This window comes from Pedococcus sp. P2_E4 (genome assembly GCF_056403935.1).
Window position 1 is genome coordinate 81,845 of sequence record NZ_JBFUEO010000008.1, and the last position, 20,498, is coordinate 102,342.

Sequence of the window (20,498 nt, forward strand, 5' to 3'; positions counted from 1 at the left end):
GCCCCCGCCGGTACCCCTTTGTGGGTATCCGCGGGGGCCGTCCGCGTCCTCTCACTACAGTGACGGGTATGCCGCCAGCACCGGTCTCCCCCGACCGTCTCCTCGCGCTGAGCAGCGCGTTGGCACCCCTGCGCGGGTGCGCGCGCTCGGGCGCCGACGAGGTGCTCGGGCTGTACCCCGAGGTGGGTGGGCGAGCACCCCAGGCCTCGGTGGAGGCGTGCCTGGACCAGGTGGCCGAGCTGCTGCGGGCTCTCGACTCCGCGACCAGCGAGCTTGCCGACCAGCTGCGGATCGTGGCCACCCCGTTCAGCGACACAGGGACCAGTGACATCGGGACCAGTGACACCGGGACCAGCGACGTCGGGACCAGCGAGCGGATGGCACTCGGCGACGCACGGTGGCGGCTGGCATGACGGACGCGATTGCCGGCGACCCGGCCTCCTGCTCGCAGGCCGGCGGTGCCCTGCGCCGGCTCGCAGCCGCCTTGCGCGGCACGAGCCGGCCCGCGCACGAGGCCTTCGCAGCCGACCCCGGCCATCGCCCGAGCCGCGTCGAGGTCACGGCCCGTCGGCGCATGGTCTCGGTCGACGCTGCTGTCGCCTCGACCAGCGTCGTGCTGGACCGCGTCGGGACGGCCCTGCAGGAGCACGCGACCGAGCTGGCTCACGCCGTGGCCGCCGGTCGGCAGCTGACGGCCCGGGCGCAGGCCCTCGGGCTCGAGGTCGTCGACGGGGCGGTAGTCCCGGCCTGGGGGGTCACGGGCGTCGCCGACAGTGCTGCCGTAGCCGCCCGCGACACCACCGCCGCCGCGCTGCAGGCCGAGCTCGACGCGCTGCGCGGCGCGGTCACCGCCCGTGGCGAACAGCTCGCCGCGCTGGCGGATGACGCCCGGCACACCCTCGCGAGCCAGACGACGGCCCTGCGGCGATGACCACCATCGACCTCAACGCCGACCTCGGCGAGTCGTTCGGGCGCTGGACCCTCGGTGACGACACGGCGATGCTCGACGTCGTCACGAGCGCCAACGTCGCGTGCGGGTTCCACGCGGGTGACCCCACGGTGCTCGCCCGGGTGTGCCGAGAGGCCGCAGCCGCGGGGGTGGCTGTCGGTGCGCAGGTCGGCTACCGCGACCTGGCCGGCTTCGGACGTCGCTTCATCGACGTCGCCCCCGTCGACCTCACGGCAGACGTGATCTACCAGGTCGGCGCCCTCGACGCCCTCGCCCGGGCGGCCGGCACCAGCGTCTCGTACGTCAAGCCGCACGGCGCCCTCTACAACACCGTCGTCCACCACGAGGGACAGGCCGCAGCGCTGGTCGCGGCGATCGTCGCCCTCGACCCGTCTCTCCCGCTGCTCGGGCTTCCCGGGTCGGCGTCGCAGCGGCTGGCCGAGGAGGCCGGGCTGCGCACCGTCGCAGAGGCGTTCCTCGACCGCGGCTACCGGCCCGACGGCACCCTGGTGCCGCGATCCGAGGCAGGCGCGGTCCTGCGCGACCCCGAGACCGTGTCGGCGCGGGCCGTGCGCATGGTCCTCGAGGGAAGTGTCCTCGCCGTCGACGGCACCCCGGTCCCACTGACGGTGCAGTCGCTGTGCGTCCACGGCGACTCCCCCGGCGCCGTGTCGATGGCCGAGTCGGTCCGCGCGGCCCTCGAGGCGGCCGGGGTGGGCCTGGCGTCCTTCACGGACACGACGCAGGGTCGACGGAGCGGCTGATGCCTGCGCGGGTGCTGCCGTGCGGTGAGCGGGCGTTGCTCGTCGAGGTGGGCTCGCTCACCGACGTCCTGGCCCTGCGACACGAGCTCTGGGAGGTCGACCGGCCGGCTGGACTCGTCGATGCGGTGCCGGGTGCGTGCACGCTGCTGCTGGTCGCCGACACCGCAGCAGGGCTCACGGCCGTGTCCTCGAGCCTGGCCAGGACTTTGAAGGATCTGCCACGTCCTGGTGTGGACGATCCTGCAAAGACCCCGGGGGCGACGGGACAAGGAGCCGCAGCCACCGCTGTCGAGGTCGCCGTCAGCTATGACGGCCCGGACCTCGACGAGGTCGCCCGCCTCACCGGGCTCTCGCCGGCCGAGGTCGTGGCGGCCCACACCGGGACCTCGTGGCAGGTCGGGTTCGGTGGCTTCGCGCCGGGGTTCGCCTACCTCGTCGGCGGCGACCCCCGCCTCCAGGTGGCCCGGCGACCGACCCCTCGCGCCTCCGTCCCCGCGGGCTCCGTCGGGCTGGCCGGGGAGTTCAGCGGCATCTACCCGCGGGCGTCGCCCGGCGGCTGGCAGCTCATCGGACACACCGACGCCGTCCTGTGGGACCTCGACCGCGACCCACCCGCGCTCCTCCAGCCGGGAGCAATGGTGCGGTTCGTGGACGCCGGGCGGGGCGCATGAGCGGGCTCGAAGGCGCCTCTGCCGACACGCACGCCCACGGCGCGCGCCCGGCATACGCGCACCTGGAGGTGATCGACCCCGGGAGCCTCACCCTCGTCGAGGACCTCGGTCGACCCGGGTATGCCGCCATGGGCGTCAGCCCGTCCGGCGCCGCCGATCGGGGCTCGTTCGCCCTCGGGGCACGCCTGCTCGGCCAGGACACGGACCGTGCCGCCCTGGAGTGCCACCTCGGCGGGCTCGCCCTGCGCGCGCACGGCAGCGTGACCATCGCCATCACCGGCGCGACCGCCCCCGCGACGGTCGACGGCGTCGCCGCACCGCAGGCGGCACCCCTGCTGTTGCGTGACGGCTCGGTGCTGCGACTGGGCCGCCCAAGCGCAGGACTGCGCACGTACGTCAGCGTGCGCGGCGGGGTCGACGAGGCGCCTGTGCTCGGATCCCGTTCGTACGACACGCTTTCCGGAATCGGCCCGCCCCCTCTGGTGCCCGGCCGGATGCTCCCTGTGGGCACACCGTCCGGGAGCCCACTCGTCGATGTCGCGCCTGTCAGGTCGCTGCCCCACGGGATCGTCGACCTGGCCATGACGCCGGGGCCGCGCACCGACTGGCTCGCAGACCCGGCGTCCCTGACCGCCGCCGACTGGACGGTCGGCGCCGACAGCGACCGGGTGGGAGTCCGCCTCGAAGGTGGCCCCTTACGCCGCGCGCCGTGGTGCGAGGAGCTCGAGCTGCCCAGCGAGGGAGTCGTCCGAGGAGCCGTGCAGCTACCGGCCGACGGTCGGCCGGTCGCCTTCCTCGCGGACCACCCGGTCACCGGGGGCTACCCGGTCGTCGCGGTCCTCACTGCGGCGGCCACGGACCGGCTCGCCCAGCTCGTGCCCGGCCAGCAGGTGCGGCTGCGCCTCGACGCATCGCGGCGCGGGCCGTGACCTGACTACGCTGACGACTCTGCCACTGCCGCCCCAGCAACAGCCCCTGTGATGAGGAGAGACGCATGAAGATCGCGAAGACGATCGAGTACGCCGCGACCCCCGACGAGGTCTTTGCCGTCCTGTCCGACGCCAGCTTCCAGGAAGCCAAGTGCGAGGCCACGGCCGCCATCAAGCACAGCGCGAGCGTCAAGACCGTCGGCGACCGCACCGTCATCACGACCGAGCGGATCCTGCCCAGCGACGGCCTGCCCGACTTCGCGAAGTCGATGGTCGGCGAGACCCTCAAGGTGACCGAGACCCAGGACTGGGGCCCGGCCTCCGACGACGGCAGCCGTCAGGGCACCGTCGAGATGGGGGTGGCCGGTGCCCCCATCTCGCTCAAGGGCACCATGTCGCTCAAGCCCGGTGGTGCCGGCACGATCGAGGCGCTCGACTCCGAGCTCAAGGCCAAGGTGCCGCTGATCGGCGGCAAGATCGAGAAGGCCGCAGCGCCGCCCATCGAGGAGGCCATCGACATCGAGGGCCAGACCGCCATGGAGTGGCTCGCGCGCTGACCGTTCGCGCGCCCCGCCTCGTCGCGGGTTGGGCGCCCTCGGGCCTCCATCCGCCCCTCCGCTTCGCTCCGGGGCTCCCGCCAGGCCCTCCACGGCCCTCCGGGCGCCCCACCCGCTCCTCCTATGCGGTGAGCAGCACTGCGGGGGTCAGCCCATGTGGGGGTAGGCGTGCGAGGTCGGCGGGCTGAACGTCTCCTTGATCGAGCGCGCGCTGGTCCAGCGCAGCAGGTTCTGGGCGGCCCCGGCCTTGTCGTTGGTGCCCGACGCCCGTCCGCCGCCGAACGGCTGCTGGCCGACGACCGCGCCGGTCGGCTTGTCGTTGATGTAGAAGTTGCCGGCCGCGAAGCGCAGCCGCGACGTCGCGTCGGCGATGGCGTAGCGGTCCTGCGCGATGATCGCGCCGGTGAGGCCGAAGGGGGCGAACGACTCCATCTGGTCGAGCACCTTGTCGTACTGGCGGTCGGGGTAGACGTGGACGGACAGGATCGGGCCGAAGTACTCGGTCCGGAACGACTCGTCGGCCGGGTCGTCGATCTCGAGGATGGTGGGACGGACGAACCAGCCCTCGGTGTCGTCGTAGGTGCCACCGGCGACCACGTCGACGCCAGCCGTGGCGTGCGCCCGGTCGATGGCTGCGCTGTGCTTGGCGTAGGCCCGCTCGTCGATGACGGCGCCCATGAAGTTGGACAGGTCGGTGACGTCGCCCTGGCTCAGGCCGTTGGTGATCGACACGAGGTCGGCCTTGATCTTCTTCCACAGTGAACGCGGGACGTAGGCACGTGAAGCAGCTGAGCACTTCTGGCCCTGGTACTCGAAGGCGCCGCGGATCATGGCCGTCCGCAACACATCCGGGTCTGCGGACGGGTGGGCGAGGATGAAGTCCTTGCCCCCGGTCTCGCCGACCAGGCGCGGATAGCTGCGGTAGCTCGCCAGGTTGGCGCCGACCTCCTGCCAGAGGTGCTGGAACGTCGGCGTCGAGCCCGTGAAGTGGATGCCGGCGAGGTCGCGGTCGGCGAGCGCCACCTTGGAGACGTTGAGCCCGTCACCGGTCACCATGTTGATGACGCCGGGCGGCATCCCCGCCTCCTCCAGCAGCGACATCGTCAGGTGGGCCGCGAACTGCTGCGTCGGGCTCGGCTTCCAGACGACGGTGTTGCCCATGAGGGCCGGAGCAGTGGGCAGGTTGCCGGCGATGGCCGTGAAGTTGAAGGGCGTGATCGCGTAGACGAAGCCCTCGAGCGGCCGGTGGTCGGTGCGGTTCCAGATGCCCTTGGCGTTGAGCGGCGGCTGCTCGGCGAGGATCTGCCGCGCGAAGTGGACGTTGATCCGCCAGAAGTCGATGAGCTCGCAGGCGGAGTCGATCTCGGCCTGGATGGCCGTCTTCGACTGGCCGAGCATGGTGGCGGCGTTGAGGTGTGCGCGCCACGGGCCGGAGAGCAGCTCGGCCGCCCTGAGCAGGATCGCCGCGCGGTCGTCGAACGAGGTCGCGCGCCACTCGGGTGCCGCTGCCTTTGCCGCGTCGACCGCAGCCTGGGCGTCGCCGAGGGTCGCGTTGCGCATGGTGCCGAGCACCTTGCGCCGGGCGTGCGGCTGGCGGACCTCGATCTTCTTTCCCGTGCCCATCACCCGCTGACCGGCGATCGTGTGCGGCAGGTCGATGCTCGAGCTGCCGAGCTCCGCGAGCGCCACCTCGAGCGCCGCACGCTCCGGGCTGCCGGGGGCATAGTCCAGGACGGTCTCGTTGACGGGTACGGGCACCTGGGTGACGGCATCCATGGCGTGCGGCTCCTCGGCTTCTGTTCGGCGACGGCGGCTCGGTCTGGGCCGCACGGTCGCCCGTGGTCAGGGCGCACCTATGGTGTCACGTATGTCGCAGCCCCTCGACGCCGCGGACCTCGCCCATCGCTGGGCCGGGCCCGCCGATGCGCCGACCCTGGTGCTCCTGCACGGGTTGGGAGACTCGGGCGACTGCTGGCCCGACGCCGTGCGCCGCTGGGCACCGACCTGGCGGGTCGTCGGTGTCGACCTGCTCGGCCACGGGCACTCCCCGCGCTTCACTGCCGAACAGCTCGCGTCGCCCGACCCCATGGAGGCGATGTATGCCGCCGCGGAGGCCATCGTGGGGCGCACCGTCGCCGCGACGGGGGGCCCGGTCCTGCTGGTCAGCCACTCGATGGGCGGAGGGATCGCCGGCGCCCTCGCATCCCGACGTCCGGACCTCGTCCGGGCGGCCGTCCTCGAGGAGCCGGCGTGGCGCGACCCGGAGCAACGGATGCAGCCACCCGAGGTGGTCGAGGACCGGATCGCCGAGTGCCGTGCCTTTGCCGCGGACCCTGCCGGGCAGCGAGCCAAGGGCAAGACGGACAACCCGACGTGGCCGGACGTCGAGCTCGACCCGTGGACCGAGTCCAAGGCCCAGGTCGACCTGGACTTCCTCGCCCTGGGGATCGCCAACCTCCTCGAGCGATGGGACGACATCGTCCGGCGGATCACGGTGCCGACGTTGGCGGTTCGCGGCAGCGAGAGCACCCTGATCACCACCGAGATCGCGGACCGGGCACTCGCCCTGGGCAACCCGCACCTCGAGCTGGTGACGATCGACGACGCCAACCACTGCGTGCGCCGTGACCAGCCGGATGCCTACCACGCCCTCGTGGACACCTGGCTGGTGTCCCACGCCTGACGGGGTGGGCGGGCGTCAGGCGCGCAGCAGCGAGGTCACCACTCGTTCGGTGGCCGCATAGAGCCGCTCGACCTCGTCGGCGTCCTCTCCGATGGCCGTCACCCCGAGCCGGCCGTCGACGCGGAGGCAGCTCACCATGTGCAGGACGACACCGGTCCGGCGGCCGGGGTCGAACTCGAGACCCGCGGCGGCCACGGCGCCGATCACCTGCCGAGGGGTGAGGCTCGTCCATGACGGGTCCATCAGCCCGTCGGAGGAGCGGTAGCAGCGAGTGCCGCCGCCAGTGGCGAGCTCGTACCTCCCCGTCGAGACGTCGTACGCACCCGGCGCCAGGTGACGCAGGGCAGCGAACGGGTGCGTCGTGCCGCCCTTGCGGAGGTTCACCTCCAGGGCGCGCACGTCCCACTCCCACTGGCGCCGCACGGCGAGGAAGTCGATCCCCAGGCGACCCCGGGCACCTCGGTCGGCCAGCCACTGCGCGACCGCCACCGCATACTCCCCCAACCGAGTCGCGTAGGCGGGGTCGGCGGGGAAGCGGCACCCGGAATAGACCTGGCCGTTGTCGCCACCCAGGATCTGCTCGTGCGTTGACAGCACGCGCACGGAGCCGTCGGGCAGGACGTCCACCTGGGCGCTGGGACTGCGGACGTCCCGTCCTGTCAGGAGCTCCTCGACCACCCCACCGGCACCGAGGTCGGTGACGTACCACTGGGGCAGCGAACCCTCCAGGGCTCCCACGAGGTCACCCCGGCCGATCCGGCGGCCGTTGGGGTCGCGGACGGCGACCACAACGTTGCCGTCCCCCGCACCGCTGTTGTCGTGCTTGACGACCACGCCGGCCAGCCGGGGCCGGGACCGGCGGATCCGCGCGACCGCCTCGCCGACACCCGCCACGTCGCGGACGTCCTCGATGCCCTCGGGCGTCGGCACGTCGACCGACCTGAACAGCTTGCGGCCCGCACTCTTGAAGCACAGCGGCCACAGCTCCGGGTCGGTGCCGTTGAGCGGAGCCTCCAGCGCCCGCGCGATCTCGACCTCCGTCTCGGTGACGTTCCACGGCTCGATCAGCGTGATCCGCCCCTCGGTGAGCCCACGTAGTCGCTGCACGAGGTCCGGCCGGTCGAGCAGCTTGGCCGACACCCCGCGCGGCGACCGGTCGTCGACGGTGAGGACGTGGAGTCGCCGGGTCAGGCCACCCGGGTCGTCGGGCGAGCCCAGCCGGTCGTAGTAGTCCAACACCTCGGGCTCCGGTGTCTGGCAGGTGACGAAGACCAGCTCGCACCCGGGGATCCTGGGCAGCATGAGGGTCGAGAGCAGGTACCGGTGCTCGTAGGCCCCGAGGCGACTCGCGTAGTGCGCCAGCAGGCTGTCACCCAGGCTGAAGGCCGGGAGGGCCACCACGACGTGCGGCGTCGTCGAGCCGGTGCGGTTCGCCCGCACGGCATCGGCGAGTCGCCCTTGGCGCTCTGCGTCGCCGACCACGGTCACTCCCGACTCCCCGCCGCCCCCGATCATCGGGTGCGCAGGCGGACCGGCGGATCCGACGATTGCCGTACCCGGCGCTGCCGGGCCGGGCATCCGCGGTGGTCAGATGAGGGTGAGGACCTCGTCGAGCTCGGTGGCGTCGTACCAGAGCAGGTCCTGCAGGCCCTCGTCACCGGCGGTCTCGTCGACGTGGAACGCGACGACCTTGGACAAGGGCACCGGTGACGCGATCAGCACGGCCGCAGCCGAACCCGTCCCGGCCGTCACCCAGGCGGGGTCGACGTCGGCGGCGACGATGACTCGCTTGGCGCCCGCCCCACCTCGCAGGGAGCTGGCTGCGTCGCAGGCCTCGCTCAGCGCGGCATACTCCCACTCCTCCTCGTCGCCGAGGGGGTGGTCGCGCTCGACCTGCTCGGTCACCGCGAAGGCGCGCAGGCCACCACGCCTGGGTCCGCCGACCTCGCGCTCCTGGGCGAGCCGGCGGACACCGGCGGCGTCGAGCGGCAGGTAGATACGGGTCTGGGTCATCCCACGTCCTCGTAGTCGGTGCGGTCCGGCAGGGGTGCGGGGTCGTGCAGCGCGATGACCGACGTCCGCAGCGAGGTCTCGATGACGAGGGGGCGGCGGCTGACGTCCATGAGGTTGCCGCCGATGGCGTCGAGGTCCTCCTCGCCGGGCCCGAGGACGGTGACCTCGGCACCGTCGGCGTGCACCCGGTGCAGCTCACGCAGCGCACGCAGCGTCACGCGGTTGCGCCACTGGCGCTCGACCCGGGTGCGCCACTGCTTGGGGGCATCGCGGACGAAGCTGACCTGAGGGGCGAGGGCGTAGACCTCGTCGAGTCCCTGCCCGGCCATGAGGTCGAGGTTGGTGGACGACCACGCGCCGCCGTCGATGTAGCGGTGCTCGCCGATCCGCACGGGTTGGTACCACCCGGGGATCGCGCACGACGCCATCGCGGCCTCGTGGAGGTTGACGTCGGGGGCGCCCTCGCGACCGAACGCGACCCGCTCCCCGGTGTCGTAGTCGAGGGCGACGAGGCACACGCCGGGGCGGTCGACCCATCCCTGTGGCACGACGTGTCCGACCATCGCGCCGACTGCCTCGATGCTGCCACGCCCCTCGGGCAGGATCGCGCTGAGCACGGCCGTGGGCGGCAGGGACCGCAGGTGAAGGGCGTTGCGGCGCAACAGCTCTCGGGAACCCAGGCCGGGACGTGGCAGACCCGGCCGGTCCCCGCCCGTGTCCTTGTCGTAGTCCCAGAGGTAGCCCGCCAGCGGCCCGGAGTCGATCTCGCCCACCCGCTGGTGGGTCACCAGGTCGTCGACAGAGACCCCGGCACCCAGCAGGGACGCGAGCACCGAGCCCGCCGACGTTCCGACGAACGCGTCGAAGGTCCGGACGTCGACCCCGAGCTGGAGCTCGAGCGCCTTGAGCGCACCGACCATCCACGCGGCGCCGAGCACCCCGCCCCCACCGAGGACGAGTCCCCGACGAGGTGCTGGTGCCCGGCGTGTGGCGGCCGGGCTCATCGGGCCTTCGCGCGGTGGCTGTCGAGCAGCTCACCCAGGGAGTCGACGATGCTCTGGCCCAGCACGTCGAGGTCGGGCATCGAGTCGCGGTCGGCGTTGAGGCCGTAGTAGACCCCGCCGTCGTAGGACGTCAGGCCGATGGACAGCGCCTGCCCCTTGGCCAGCGGCATGACGGGGTAGGTGGACAGCATCTGGGCGTCGCCGGCATACAAGGTGTGCTGCGGGCCGGGAACGTTGGTGATGACCACGTTGAACAAGCGCCGCGACATGGCGGACCCCAGGCGCGCACCGAGCGAGTGCAGGGTCGGTGGCGCGAAGCCGGCGAGTCCCGCCAGGGACTCGGCGCCCACCGCCTGCCCGCCCTCCATCTGCTGGCGCATGGCGAAGGCGATCTGGTGCAGCCGCATCGACGCGCCGGGCTCACCGACCGGGAGGTCGACGAAGCAGGCCGTCAGCCGGCTGCCGACGTGCCGGGCGTCCTCGTCGTAGACGCTGATGGGGACCATCGCCCGCACTGTCGTGCCGGTGTGCACGGCCTCGCCGCGGGTGAGCAACCACGTGCGGAAGGCCCCGGAGATCGTGGCGAGGACGACGTCGTTGATGGACACGTCGTCGGCGTAGTTGCCCATCGCGAGCCGGCTGCGGACCTTGCGGTAGTCCTCGAGGTCCGTGCCGATCATGATGTAGCGGCGAGCCTCACCCACGGGGGCGTTCAGCGGGGAGTGCGGGGCCGGCCTCGCCGCCGTGCGGGCCAGGGTCGCGGCGACGGCACCAGCGGCGCTGAGCGCCCGGGAGCCCACGGCCTTGACGTCGACGATGCCGCCGCGGATGTTCTCGACGACCTCGCTGGGGCGGCGGACGGCGTCGAACAGCGCACCGGTCAGCAGCTCGACGTCACTGGGCTCGCGCGACGGCCGCCACGTGTCGGGGACCAGGCCCTCGGCAGCCGGGTCGCCGTCGACGATGACGTGGGCGATGTCGACGGCGTTGATGCCGTCGACCAGGGCCTGGTGGGACTTCGTGACGATCGCGAACCGGCCCTCGGCGAGCCCCTCGACGAGGTAGACCTCCCAGAGTGGACGGTGCCGGTCGAGGGCCCGAGGCTGGATACGGGCCACGAACTCCTGCAGCTGCTCGTCGCTGCCGGGCTTGGGCAGCGCCGAGCGGCGCACGTGGTAGGTCACGTCGAAGTTCTCGTCGTCGACCCAGACGGGGTTGGCCAGCCGACCCGGCACCTGCCGGATCCGCTGGCGGTACCGGGGCACGAAGGCGATGCGTGTCGAGATCAGCTGCACGAGCCGGTCGTAGTCGAACCCGTCGCTCGGAGGGTCGAACACCATGACCGACCCGACGTGCATCGGCGTCGTCGACTCCTCGAGGTAGAGGAACGACGCGTCGAGGGAGCTCAGGCGGTCAGGCACCCTCTCATCGTGTCAGAAAGCGCTGTCTAGACTCCGGATCGTGACGAAGATGACCCTGCGCCCACCGATCGCGTATGCCGCGGGGCTGGCCCTCGCGGTGTCCCTCGCCGCATGCTCGGGCGGCGATGCGACGGGCTCCGGCACGTCCGGCACCACGAGCCCGAGCAGCACGAGCTCGACGACCTCCAGCCCGCCTGCAGCCTCCTCGTCCTCCACCTCGCCGCCCACCCCGGCCGGCCGCACCATCGAGGTCACCGTCACGGGTCGCACCGTCGACCCGGCGCCGTCGACGGTGTCGCTCGGCGTGGGTGACCAGCTCACCCTCGTCGTGACCAGTGACCACGACGACACCCTGCACATCCACGGGTTCGACATCGAGAAGCCGCTCTCGGCCGGCAAGGCCACCTCGGTGACGGTCACCGGCAAGCAGCCCGGCGTCTACGAGGTCGAGACGCACCATCCCGAGCTGCGGCTGCTGAAGATCGCCGTCTCGTGACGCCCGGCCTCACCGCCGTCGCAGCCGTCGCAGTCGCCCCCTCAGCTCCAGCCGGGCTCGCTGGCGCCGTCCCCGCCATCTACCCCGCGCACGGCGTCGGGTCCCGCGAGGACCTGCCCCTGCCCTTCCACCTGCTGCTCATCGGGGCAGCGGTCGCCCTCGTCGTCTCGTTCGTGGCCCTGGGCCTGCTGTGGAAGCAGCCGCGCCTGAAGGCCACCGACGGACGCCTGCTGCCGGCAGTCGTGTCACTGGCCCTCGACTCGGCGGCCGTGCGTGGCTTGTTCGTGCTCCTCAGCCTGGCCATCACGGGGTGGACCCTGCTGGCCCTGCTGTTCGGCCGGGACAACGCGAACAACCCCGTCCCCTACGTCGTCTACGTCTGGCTGTGGGTGGGGCTGGGCTTCCTCTCGATGGTCTTCGGCGGGTTCTGGCGTCTGGTCAACCCGGTGCGGTGGCTGCGCCGCGGGCTGCTCGCGGCGGCCCGGATCGATGACGACTTCGAGCTGGCGACCTACCGCCTCGGCTACTGGCCTGCGGCGGTCGGGCTGCTGGCGTTCGTCTGGCTCGAGCTGCTGGCCCCTGACAACGCGGACCTGCCCACTCTCCGGATCGCCGTCCTGGGGTACCTCCTGGTGAGCCTCGTGCTGGCGCTCACGTTCGGGCGCGGCTACCTGAGGTTCGGCGACCCGTTCACGGCCTGGTCCTCGCTCTACGGCTCGCTCAGCCCGCTGGGCCGGCGCTCCGACGGCCGATGGGTCCTGCGGACGCCCCTGCACGGGCCGCTGCTGGTCCCCGTGCAGCCGGGGCTGCTGGCCGTCGCGTCGGTGATGCTCGGGTCCACGGCCTACGACGGCTTCTCCGGCGAGACCCGCTGGTACACCTTCACCCAGTCCTCCGCGATCCCCGCCCGGGTGTGGGGCACTGCGGCGCTCGTCGGCTTCTGCCTGGTGGTCGCAGGGTCGCTGTACGCGGCGGCCGTCCTCTCGGCGCGCCTCGCCGGAGTCACCCGGCCTGGCGTCGCCACCGCCTTCGCCCCGTCGCTGCTGCCCATCGCAGCCGGGTACCTCGTCGCGCACTACTGGTCCCTGTGGGTCTGGGAGGGCACGAACGGGCTGGCCAAGATGTCGGACCCGCTGGGCACCGGCGCCAACTGGCTCGGCACTGCGGGTCTCGAGCCCAACCCGGCCTTCATCGCCTCAGGGTTCGTCGCCACCGTGCAGGTGGTCGCCATCGTCACCGGTCACGTCCTCGGCGTCGTCCTCGCCCACGAGCGAGCCATCACCCTCTTCCCGCGGCGAGCGGCGGTGCTCGGGCAGGTGCCGCTGCTGGTGCTGATGGTGCTCTACACGGTCGGCGGCCTCACGCTGCTGTTCAGCTCCTGACGCCCCGGCGACGCCGGCCGGACACCTCGCGGGACGCTCCGGCCCATCGGCCCGCGAGCTCGGCGATGGCGCGACGCACGGACGACTGCGGGGCGAACTCCACCAGGGTCGCACCCGCGAGCATCGCCCCGTCGAGGGTGCCCGGGTCCCACGGCACGAAGCTGACGTCCTGCATGCCCGCGAAGCGCCCCAGCGCCTCGGCGATCCGCCGCTCGGGATTGGGTCCCACGGCCGCCGCCCTGACCTTGGTGACCACGACGTGCGGCTCGGGGGCAGGGACCGAGGCAAGGTCCTGCACGGCGCGGACGAGCCGCTGCAGCCCGACCGGGTCGGCGGCACCCACGACCAGGAGCCGGTCGGCGGACTCGAGGGCCGTGAGGGTCGCGGCGTTGCGGCGCGGCGCCAGCGTGTCGTAGGACAGCTCCTCGTCGTCCTCGACCGAGAAGCCGCAGTCGACGACGACGAACCGGGCCAGCTCCCGGGCGAGGGAGAGCACGTGGGCGACGGAGGCAGCGCGCAGCTCGGTCCACCGGTCCGCCCGCGGTATGCCGGTGAGCACGCGCAGCTGCGGGCTCACCTCGGGCGCCAGCCGGGCCAGTCCGGTGAGGTCGAGGGAACCCTGGTCCGCCGCGCGGGCGGCCGCAGCCATCCCGGGGGCCTCGTCGAGCAGGCCGAGGGACTGGGCCACAGAAGCGCCATAAGTGTCGCAGTCGACCAACAGGGCGGGGGCCACCTGCGCCAGCTCGGCGGCGAGGTTGAGGGCGAGCGTGCTGCGCCCCGGGGCACCTGCGGGTCCCCACACCGCGATGACCTCGGCGCGAGGCGCGGCCTCGGCGACGCCCGGGTCCGCGTCGAGGTCGGAGCGGCGCGGGACGTCGATCAGGTCCTCGGGCCCGTCATCGGGCCGAGTGGCCGGGGTGGCGTCCAGCTTGTCGAGCCCGTCGTCGAGCTCCGGAGCGGTCAGGTCGGCGCTGAGGACGACGGACAGGCCCAGCTGGCGCAGCCTGCGCTCACCCGCCTCGTCGCCGGGCGTGGTGACCCCGGCCGTGCGCACCCCGTGGGCTGCCAGCTCGGCAAGCGCCGAGCGGTCCAGGGCCCGCAGGTCGGCCGACACCAGTGCGACGTCACCGACCCCGGCGGCGGCGGCCGAGATGAGGTCCGGCAGGTCCGCGCACCGGCGAGCCACGGCATACCCGGCCGTCGTGGCGAGCGCGGCGACGAGGCTCGCCTCGTGCGCACCGCCGACCGCGGTGATGACCCTGCGGGTCACCGTGAGCCCTGCAGCGAGGACCCCGCGACCGGCACGAGCGTCACGCGAGCACCACGGTCGACCTCGCCGATGACCTCCTTGATGCGCTCGGTCGGCGCCATCACCTGCACGGGCTGCTCACCGGCGGCGGAGCCGCCGAGGCCAGCGGAGCCCTGGGGCACGCCCGAGACCGAGACCCCCTCGAGAGCGAGCTCGGGACCGGCGAAGCCGGTCGAGCCGGCGGTGGCACCGCCTGCCGGGGTGTTGACGTAGACGTCGACGCGGGACCCGACCCGCAGGACCGTCGCCACTCCCGAGTCCACCATGAGCGTGAGGGCCTGCACGGAGACCTCGTCCTGGCTGCCGACGGCCGCTGCGGGGACCAGCTCGCCCTCGCGCACCTCGCGGACGACGAAACGATCGGACGCCAGCGGGGACCCCGCGGAGAGGTACCGCATGCCCTGGGCGCCCAGCTGGACGTCGACCCGGACGAGGTCGGCCTGCGTGAGCCGTTGCCCGGGCACGAGGGCCGCGCGCGCGGCATACATCGGCACCCGGTCGTCGAGGCGGGCGACCACCCACGATCCGAGCACGACGGACGCCAGGACGAGGACGACGCCGACCACCAGGCGCGCATCGCGCCAGCCGGGCCGTTTGAGTCGCGCGGCAGTGGGCACGGGCAGGTCGGACACGAGAAGGCCCCCTCAGGTCGTGGTTGGTGCCGGAATCCCCGACCGGCGCCGACAGCATGACGCGTTGGCTGAAGGCGGCGCTTGCTCAATCCACAGACCTGACCCGACCTGACCGGACCCGAGCCGACCTGCGCGCCATCCACAGGGAGAGGATGGGAACTCCCCCAAACGGCCGATGATGCGAGAATTCCGCCACCCACCCGACGCAGACCCACGATCATGGTAAACAATTGGTCAAGACAAGTTATGGTCGAGGTCAACCCCGATCGATGAGAAAGCAGGGGAACGCGTGTCGTCGAAGCGATTCATCCAGTTGTCCGAGGTGTCAGAGGTTCTCGACATCTCCTCCGCCCAGGCCTATGCGCTGGTGCGGTCCGGCGAGCTGCCAGCGATCAAGGTCGGGGGCCGTGGCCAGTGGCGGGTCGAGGTGACCGAGCTCGAGGGCTACATCCAGCGGATGTACTCCGAGACCAAGACCTTCGTCGCCGCCCACCCGTTCGGCCAGGGCGCCGACTGAGCAGTTTCCGCCACCTCAGGCCGGCCGGACCAGCACGACGCTGGCAGTCGGCACCACCCGCCGCCCCGTGACGTTCTCGGGGCGGCGCGGCATGTCCAGGGCGTGCTGGCTGACCTCGACGAAGTCCCGGCCGACCACGTCGATCGTCCCCGTGCACGACCCCCCGGACGCGTCGACCACGGTCACCGCAGCACGATCCCGGCTCAGCCCGCGCAGGGCGTAGCCGAAACCGAACCGCCGTCCGGGGGCCCCCTGGTCGGCGCCCCGTCCGAGCCCCACCACCCCGGTGACGGCTGCGAACGGGATGAGCACCGCCGCGAGGCGACCTGTAGGTGGACCGCCCAGGAGCAGCCAGCCGTCACCGGCGTCGGCGACCCGGTCCGTCACCCTGCTGCCGTCCACCAGCGAGACCGTGATCTCGCCCGATCCGACCGCGGCCGACAGCCGGTCGAGCAGCCCGATCGCGGCACGCTCGCGCCGGGTGCGGTCGGCCACCTCGGCGTCGAGCTCGCGCCGCACCTCGGCATCCCACCGTGACTCCAGGTCTGCGAACAGCTCGTCCCAGCGCGCACTCACCACGTCCCACCCTCCTCGGGGCCCGCGCCCCGTCCACCCCTGCCTCCGAGCCTCTTGCCGAAGCCTCTGCGCGCAGATAATGTCACCCGGACTCAAACGCAACCAAACACATGCTCAGGGGAGACATGGGGCAGCGAATCAGGGTGTGGGGTGTCACGGCGCTCGTGGGGACGGCGCCGACAGCTGCGGCGGGCCTGCTGGCCCACGCGGCGGTGCGGCAGTGGCGGGACGTCACGGGGCCGGTCCCGCCGCGGCTCGACGAGGCCGTCACCCTCGTCGCAACCGCCGCGGCGCTGGTCCTGTGCCTCTGGCTGACCGCGAGCATGGCACTCGCGGTGCTCGCCCACCTCCCGGGCCGCCTCGGGCAGCTGGCGGGCGGGGTGTCGAACGCCGTGGCGCCGGCCGTGACCCGTCGGCTGGCAGCCGTCCTCGTGGGAGCCGCCGTCGGGGGGTCCCTGCTGCCCGGCGCCGCCCTCGCCAGCGACGACCCGTACCCCGCCGCGGCCCGGGCCGTGATGGCATCCACCGCCGTCGCCCACGGTCCCGGCTTCGCCCTCACGTCCCGGCCCCAGCCGGTGGAGCGCCAGGGGCCGGGGTGGACGCCCACCCGCTCATCCCTCAGCTCCCAGCCGAGCCCGGAGCTGTTGACGGCGTCTCCCCGGGCCACCGACGGGAGCGCCATCGTCGTGCACCGCGGAGACACCCTGTGGGACCTGGTCCGCCGCCACCTCGGCCCCGGGGCGAGCGAGGCGGAGGTCGCACGGGCGTGGCCGCAGTGGCACGCGGCCAACCGCGGGACCATCGGCGACGACCCCGACTTGCTGCTGCCCGGCCAGGTCCTGCACGCGCCCGCCCCCGTCCTGCCCTCGCCCGCCGCCGAGCGCACGACGCCCGACCCGACGACGCCCGACCCGACGACGGCACCCCGATGAGCACCCCGGTCAGCGCGAGGCCGACCGCACTCGCGCCGCTGCGGATCATGCCCGCACCCCGGCACCGTCCCCCGGTGATCCAGGAGCCCGACCCGTGGACGCCCGAGGTCGTCAGCCGACCCGCCTACGTCCAGGACGCCCTGGCCGTGGACTTCGCCCAGGTGGTCGACGAGTTCGGTGTCCAGCCCACGAGTCGCCGCGAGCTGCCCGACCCGGTGCACTGGGCCGGCCACCTCGCGCAGGGCCTGGTCGAGGTCATGGCCGGCTCACGACCTGCCTCCCAGGTGCTCCGGTGGACCACCCCCGAGGTGTATGCCGTGGTCGCACGACGCGCATCGGTGTCCGGTCGCCGGGGCCGGCCCGCGACCCGGCGGGCGACCGTGCGCAGCGTCCGGGTGTGCGAGCCCGCCGACGGGGTGGCCGAGGCGTGCGCCGTCGTCGTCGACGGCTCTCGGGTCAGGGCACTCGCGCTGCGCCTCGTGGGGCTCGACGGACGCTGGGTGGTCGAGGCTCTGCAGGTGGGCTGAGCCCCTCGCGCCACGACGACGACGCGCCATCCCGCGCCACGACGACGACGGCGCCGCACCCCTCGCGGGGGCGGCGCCGTCAGGTGGCCTGCCGGGGGGTGGTCAGCCCTTGCCGTGGCACATCTTGAACTTCTTGCCGGATCCGCACGGGCAGGGGCCGTTGCGGGACGCCCCCCGGAGCTGCTCGATGCTGAGCTCGTCGTCCACGGAGCCGACGCTGTGCTGCTGCGCCTCGCCGGTCTCGCTCGGGGCGGAGTACTGCAGCTGCTGCGGACGGCGCACCGGCTGCTCCAGTCCCTTGGCGCGGAACGTCGGGTGCTGGTCGGTCGTCGGCACCTCCTCGGCCGGGGCCGCCGGCTGCGCGGCGGCAACCGCAGCCGGGACGTCGTCGCGACGCTCCTCGACCGGGGCGCTGTCGGCCGTCGGGTCGACACTCGAGAGGTTGGCCCCGGCGAGCATGTCGGAGACGCTCACGGGCTGGACCGTGGGGGCCGCCTCCGCCTGGTCGACGTCCACCTGGACGTTGAAGAGGTAGCCGACCGACTCCTCCTTGATGGACTCGTTCATCGCCTCGAAGAGCTGGAAGCCCTCGCGCTGGTACTCCACGAGCGGGTCGCGCTGGGCCATCGCCCGCAGGCCGATGCCCTCCTGGAGGTAGTCCATCTCGTAGAGGTGCTCGCGCCACTTGCGGTCCAGGACCGACAGCACGACCCGGCGCTCGACCTCGCGCATGACCTCGGCGCCGAGCTGCTCCTCACGGGCGTCGTACGCGTGGTGGGCGTCGGAGGTGATCTGCTCGCGCAGCTCGTCGGCGGTGAGCGAGCCACCGGCGGCCTCCTCGACCTCCTGCGGCGTCACGGAGACCGGGTACAGCGTCTTGAGCGCCGTCCACAACCGGTCCAGGTCCCAGTCGTCGTGGAAGCCCTCGGCGGTCTCGGCGTCGACGTAGCCGCTCACGACGTCGTTGATGAAGTGCCGGATCTGCTCGTGCAGGTCCTCACCCTCGAGGACGCGTCGGCGCTCGTCGTAGATGACGGTGCGCTGACGGTTGAGGACGTCGTCGTACTTGAGGACGTTCTTGCGGATCTCGAAGTTGCGGCCCTCGACCTGCCCCTGGGCACTCTGGATCGAGCGGCTGACCATCTTGGACTCGATGGGGGTGTCGTCGTCCATCTTGGCCGTGGTCATGAACCGGTCGACCATCGCGGCGTTGAACAGCCTCATCAGGTCGTCCTGCAGCGACAGGTAGAACCGCGACTCGCCGGGGTCTCCCTGGCGGCCCGATCGACCTCGCAGCTGGTTGTCGATGCGGCGCGACTCGTGGCGCTCGGTGCCCAGGACGTAGAGGCCGCCGAGCGACGTGACCTCGTCGTGCTCGGCCTTGACGGCCTCCTCGGCCTTGGCGAGCGCCTCGTCCCAGGCGGCCTCGTACTCCTCGGGCGTCTCGACCGGGTCGAGCCCCTGCTGCTTGAGCGTGGCGACGGCCATGAACTCGGGGTTGCCGCCGAGCATGATGTCGGTGCCTCGTCCGGCCATGTTGGTGGCGACGGTGACGGCGCCCTTGCGGCCCGCCTGCGCGACGATCGCGGCCTCGCGCTCGTGCTGCTTGGCGTTCAGCACCTCGTGCGGGATGCCCTTGCGGCGCAGCTGGTCCGAGAGGTACTCGCTCTTCTCGACGGACACGGTGCCGACGAGCACGGGCTGGCCCTCGGCATACCGCTCCGCGATGTCGTCCACGACGGCGGAGTACTTCGCCTCCTCGGTGCGGTAGACGAGGTCGGACTGGTCCTTGCGGATCATGGGGCGGTTGGTCGGGATCGGCACGACACCGAGCTTGTAGATCGAGTACAGCTCGGCCGCCTCGGTCTGGGCGGTGCCGGTCATGCCCGAGAGGGTGTCGTACATGCGGAAGTAGTTCTGCAGGGTGATCGTGGCGAGCGTCTGGTTCTCGTTCTGGATCTCGACGCCCTCCTTCGCCTCGATCGCCTGGTGCATGCCCTCGTTGTAGCGGCGCCCTGCGAGCATGCGGCCGGTGTGCTCGTCGACGATGAGGATCTCGCCGTTGAGGGCGACGTAGTCCTTGTCGCGCTTGAACAGCTCCTTGGCCTTGATCGCGTTGTTGAGGTAGCCGATGAGCGGGGTGTTGACCGACTCGTAGAGGTTGTCGATGCCGAGGTAGTCCTCGACCTTGGCGATCCCCGCCTCGAGGACGCCGACCGTCTTCTTCTTCTCGTCGACCTCGTAGTCGCCCTTGCCCGACTCGAGCTCACCCCGGGTCAGCATCTGCGCGATGCGGGAGAACTCGGTGTACCACTTTGTCGCCGCGTCGGCCGGGCCGCTGATGATGAGCGGGGTCCTGGCCTCGTCGATGAGGATCGAGTCGACCTCGTCGACGATGGCGAAGTTGTGGCCGCGCTGCACGAGCTCCTCGACGGACCACGCCATGTTGTCGCGCAGGTAGTCGAAGCCGAACTCGTTGTTGGTGCCGTACGTGATGTCCTTGGCGTACTCCGCACGGCGCTGCTCGGGCGTCATCGAGGACAGGATGCAGCCCGTCTCGAGGCCCAGCATGCGGTGCACGCGGCCCATGAGCTCGGACTGGTACTCGGCGAGGTAGTCGTTGACCGTGACGACGTGGACGCCCTTGCCCTCGAGGGCGTTGAGGTAGGACGGCAGGGTCGCGACGAGGGTCTTGCCCTCACCGGTCTTCATCTCGGCGACGTTGCCCATGTGCAGGGCTGCGCCACCCATGATCTGCACGTCGAAGTGGCGCTTGCCGAGCGTGCGCTTGCTGGCCTCACGGACCGCGGCGAACGCCTCGGGCAGGAGGTCGTCGAGCGTCTCACCGTCGGCGAGGCGCTTGCGGAACACGTCGGTCTCACCACGCAGCTCGGCGTCGGTGAGCCCCGCGAAGTCCTCCTCGATGGCGTTGACCTGGGCGGCGATGCCCTGGAGCTTCTTGAGGATGCGACCTTCACCGGCGCGCAGCAGCTTCTCGACGATCTTGGACACGCAATATCTCCTGAAAGTTCTCGTCCGCACCATCGCTGGGGCAGCCCACTGGGCACCCCCGTGGGAACGGCCCGCCCTACGTTAGTCGAGACGGCCCGTCACCGGGGACGCGCCGGTCGGTCCC

General features: G+C 72.2%; 21 protein-coding genes. 12 read left to right on the forward strand and 9 right to left on the reverse strand.

All coding sequences use genetic code 11. The annotated features are described in order from the left end of the window. The first annotated feature begins 68 nt into the window (after positions 1-68). The 6 genes from AC1DV7_RS06195 to AC1DV7_RS06220 all read left to right on the forward strand — a co-directional run bounded on the left by AC1DV7_RS06195 (position 69) and on the right by AC1DV7_RS06220 (position 3,870). Positions 69-413, forward strand: a complete 345-nt coding sequence (locus AC1DV7_RS06195; protein WP_477595638.1) for a hypothetical protein — start codon at positions 69-71, stop codon at positions 411-413. Next, positions 410-931, forward strand: a complete 522-nt coding sequence (locus AC1DV7_RS06200; RefSeq protein WP_477595640.1) for a hypothetical protein — start codon at positions 410-412, stop codon at positions 929-931. The genes AC1DV7_RS06195 and AC1DV7_RS06200 overlap by 4 nt, the downstream gene beginning before the upstream one ends. Beyond that, the gene (locus tag AC1DV7_RS06205) at positions 928-1,713 is read left to right on the forward strand and encodes a LamB/YcsF family protein (RefSeq protein WP_477595642.1); all 786 of its coding nucleotides are present in this window, start codon (positions 928-930) and stop codon (positions 1,711-1,713) included. The genes AC1DV7_RS06200 and AC1DV7_RS06205 overlap by 4 nt, the downstream gene beginning before the upstream one ends. Then, positions 1,713-2,384 carry a 5-oxoprolinase subunit B family protein gene (locus AC1DV7_RS06210; protein WP_477595643.1) on the forward strand — a complete coding sequence of 224 codons (672 nt, stop codon included), beginning with the start codon at positions 1,713-1,715 and terminating at the stop codon, positions 2,382-2,384. The genes AC1DV7_RS06205 and AC1DV7_RS06210 overlap by 1 nt, the downstream gene beginning before the upstream one ends. Then, complete coding sequence (locus AC1DV7_RS06215; protein ID WP_477595645.1) at positions 2,381-3,313, forward strand: 5-oxoprolinase subunit C family protein; 933 nt, start codon at positions 2,381-2,383, stop codon at positions 3,311-3,313. The genes AC1DV7_RS06210 and AC1DV7_RS06215 overlap by 4 nt, the downstream gene beginning before the upstream one ends. A gap of 65 nt (positions 3,314-3,378) precedes the next feature. Continuing rightward, positions 3,379-3,870 carry a DUF2505 domain-containing protein gene (locus AC1DV7_RS06220; RefSeq protein ID WP_477595647.1) on the forward strand — a complete coding sequence of 164 codons (492 nt, stop codon included), beginning with the start codon at positions 3,379-3,381 and terminating at the stop codon, positions 3,868-3,870. A 147-nt stretch (positions 3,871-4,017) separates the two neighbouring features. Here the strand turns inward: AC1DV7_RS06220 and pruA are convergent, their stop codons facing one another. Then, the gene (gene pruA / locus AC1DV7_RS06225) at positions 4,018-5,646 is read right to left on the reverse strand and encodes an L-glutamate gamma-semialdehyde dehydrogenase (RefSeq protein WP_477595649.1); all 1,629 of its coding nucleotides are present in this window, start codon (positions 5,644-5,646) and stop codon (positions 4,018-4,020) included. Between the two features lie 91 nt (positions 5,647-5,737). On the opposite strand from pruA, the gene AC1DV7_RS06230 reads away from it, so the two are divergent. Next, complete coding sequence (locus AC1DV7_RS06230) at positions 5,738-6,553, forward strand: alpha/beta fold hydrolase (protein ID WP_477595651.1); 816 nt, start codon at positions 5,738-5,740, stop codon at positions 6,551-6,553. Between the two features lie 15 nt (positions 6,554-6,568). Here the strand turns inward: AC1DV7_RS06230 and AC1DV7_RS06235 are convergent, their stop codons facing one another. From AC1DV7_RS06235 to AC1DV7_RS06250, 4 genes are all read right to left on the reverse strand, one after another. Continuing rightward, on the reverse strand, positions 6,569-8,041 hold the full coding sequence (locus tag AC1DV7_RS06235; protein ID WP_477595653.1) for a peptide ligase PGM1-related protein: 1,473 nt from the start codon (positions 8,039-8,041) through the stop codon (positions 6,569-6,571). Positions 8,042-8,140: 99 nt separating this feature from the next. After that, complete coding sequence (locus AC1DV7_RS06240; protein ID WP_477595655.1) at positions 8,141-8,566, reverse strand: DUF6912 family protein; 426 nt, start codon at positions 8,564-8,566, stop codon at positions 8,141-8,143. Continuing rightward, a complete protein-coding gene (locus tag AC1DV7_RS06245) occupies positions 8,563-9,570 on the reverse strand; it encodes a patatin-like phospholipase family protein (RefSeq protein WP_477595657.1) in 1,008 nt (335 codons plus the stop codon). The genes AC1DV7_RS06240 and AC1DV7_RS06245 overlap by 4 nt, the downstream gene beginning before the upstream one ends. Continuing rightward, on the reverse strand, positions 9,567-10,991 hold the full coding sequence (locus tag AC1DV7_RS06250; RefSeq protein WP_477595659.1) for a WS/DGAT/MGAT family O-acyltransferase: 1,425 nt from the start codon (positions 10,989-10,991) through the stop codon (positions 9,567-9,569). Before AC1DV7_RS06250 ends, AC1DV7_RS06245 begins: the two co-directional genes overlap by 4 nt. 49 nt (positions 10,992-11,040) lie before the next feature. Between AC1DV7_RS06250 and AC1DV7_RS06255 the strand changes: the two genes are divergently transcribed. Together AC1DV7_RS06255 and AC1DV7_RS06260 are read left to right on the forward strand one after the other, a co-directional pair. Beyond that, the gene (locus tag AC1DV7_RS06255) at positions 11,041-11,487 is read left to right on the forward strand and encodes a cupredoxin domain-containing protein (RefSeq protein ID WP_477595752.1); all 447 of its coding nucleotides are present in this window, start codon (positions 11,041-11,043) and stop codon (positions 11,485-11,487) included. Further along, positions 11,484-12,869, forward strand: a complete 1,386-nt coding sequence (locus tag AC1DV7_RS06260; protein WP_477595660.1) for a hypothetical protein — start codon at positions 11,484-11,486, stop codon at positions 12,867-12,869. Before AC1DV7_RS06255 ends, AC1DV7_RS06260 begins: the two co-directional genes overlap by 4 nt. On the opposite strand, the gene AC1DV7_RS06265 is transcribed toward AC1DV7_RS06260, so the two are convergent. Further along, a complete protein-coding gene (locus AC1DV7_RS06265) occupies positions 12,859-14,139 on the reverse strand; it encodes a CpaE/TadZ family protein (protein WP_477595662.1) in 1,281 nt (426 codons plus the stop codon). The genes AC1DV7_RS06260 and AC1DV7_RS06265 overlap by 11 nt on opposite strands. Next, a complete protein-coding gene (locus AC1DV7_RS06270; RefSeq protein ID WP_477595664.1) occupies positions 14,136-14,810 on the reverse strand; it encodes a CpaB family protein in 675 nt (224 codons plus the stop codon). The genes AC1DV7_RS06265 and AC1DV7_RS06270 overlap by 4 nt, the downstream gene beginning before the upstream one ends. 289 nt (positions 14,811-15,099) lie before the next feature. On the opposite strand from AC1DV7_RS06270, the gene AC1DV7_RS06275 reads away from it, so the two are divergent. After that, complete coding sequence (locus tag AC1DV7_RS06275; RefSeq protein ID WP_477595666.1) at positions 15,100-15,327, forward strand: helix-turn-helix domain-containing protein; 228 nt, start codon at positions 15,100-15,102, stop codon at positions 15,325-15,327. 15 nt (positions 15,328-15,342) lie between these two features. On the opposite strand, the gene AC1DV7_RS06280 is transcribed toward AC1DV7_RS06275, so the two are convergent. Then, on the reverse strand, positions 15,343-15,903 hold the full coding sequence (locus AC1DV7_RS06280; protein ID WP_477595668.1) for a hypothetical protein: 561 nt from the start codon (positions 15,901-15,903) through the stop codon (positions 15,343-15,345). Positions 15,904-16,028: 125 nt separating this feature from the next. On the opposite strand from AC1DV7_RS06280, the gene AC1DV7_RS06285 reads away from it, so the two are divergent. Next, a complete protein-coding gene (locus AC1DV7_RS06285) occupies positions 16,029-16,835 on the forward strand; it encodes a LysM peptidoglycan-binding domain-containing protein (protein ID WP_477595670.1) in 807 nt (268 codons plus the stop codon). Continuing rightward, entirely contained in the window at positions 16,832-17,362 is a 531-nt protein-coding gene (locus AC1DV7_RS06290; RefSeq protein ID WP_477595672.1) for an Rv3235 family protein, read from the forward strand. The genes AC1DV7_RS06285 and AC1DV7_RS06290 overlap by 4 nt, the downstream gene beginning before the upstream one ends. A gap of 102 nt (positions 17,363-17,464) precedes the next feature. On the opposite strand, the gene secA is transcribed toward AC1DV7_RS06290, so the two are convergent. After that, a complete protein-coding gene (secA, locus tag AC1DV7_RS06295) occupies positions 17,465-20,374 on the reverse strand; it encodes a preprotein translocase subunit SecA (protein ID WP_477595674.1) in 2,910 nt (969 codons plus the stop codon). Positions 20,375-20,498 lie beyond the last annotated feature (124 nt).

What these genes read in the sequence shown, in the direction of transcription:
- AC1DV7_RS06220 (WP_477595647.1), top strand. Translation starts at nt 3,379, where the DNA reads ATGAAGATCGCGAAGACGATCGAGTACGCCGCGACCCCCGACGAGGTC.
- AC1DV7_RS06230 (WP_477595651.1), top strand. Translation starts at nt 5,738, where the DNA reads ATGTCGCAGCCCCTCGACGCCGCGGACCTCGCCCATCGCTGGGCCGGG.
- AC1DV7_RS06240 (WP_477595655.1), bottom strand. Translation starts at nt 8,566, where the DNA reads ATGACCCAGACCCGTATCTACCTGCCGCTCGACGCCGCCGGTGTCCGC.
- AC1DV7_RS06200 (WP_477595640.1), top strand. Translation starts at nt 410, where the DNA reads ATGACGGACGCGATTGCCGGCGACCCGGCCTCCTGCTCGCAGGCCGGC.
- AC1DV7_RS06215 (WP_477595645.1), top strand. Translation starts at nt 2,381, where the DNA reads ATGAGCGGGCTCGAAGGCGCCTCTGCCGACACGCACGCCCACGGCGCG.
- AC1DV7_RS06255 (WP_477595752.1), top strand. Translation starts at nt 11,041, where the DNA reads ATGACCCTGCGCCCACCGATCGCGTATGCCGCGGGGCTGGCCCTCGCG.
- AC1DV7_RS06210 (WP_477595643.1), top strand. Translation starts at nt 1,713, where the DNA reads ATGCCTGCGCGGGTGCTGCCGTGCGGTGAGCGGGCGTTGCTCGTCGAG.
- AC1DV7_RS06205 (WP_477595642.1), top strand. Translation starts at nt 928, where the DNA reads ATGACCACCATCGACCTCAACGCCGACCTCGGCGAGTCGTTCGGGCGC.
- AC1DV7_RS06195 (WP_477595638.1), top strand. Translation starts at nt 69, where the DNA reads ATGCCGCCAGCACCGGTCTCCCCCGACCGTCTCCTCGCGCTGAGCAGC.
- pruA (WP_477595649.1), bottom strand. Translation starts at nt 5,646, where the DNA reads ATGGATGCCGTCACCCAGGTGCCCGTACCCGTCAACGAGACCGTCCTG.
- AC1DV7_RS06290 (WP_477595672.1), top strand. Translation starts at nt 16,832, where the DNA reads ATGAGCACCCCGGTCAGCGCGAGGCCGACCGCACTCGCGCCGCTGCGG.
- AC1DV7_RS06245 (WP_477595657.1), bottom strand. Translation starts at nt 9,570, where the DNA reads ATGAGCCCGGCCGCCACACGCCGGGCACCAGCACCTCGTCGGGGACTC.
- AC1DV7_RS06285 (WP_477595670.1), top strand. Translation starts at nt 16,029, where the DNA reads ATGGGGCAGCGAATCAGGGTGTGGGGTGTCACGGCGCTCGTGGGGACG.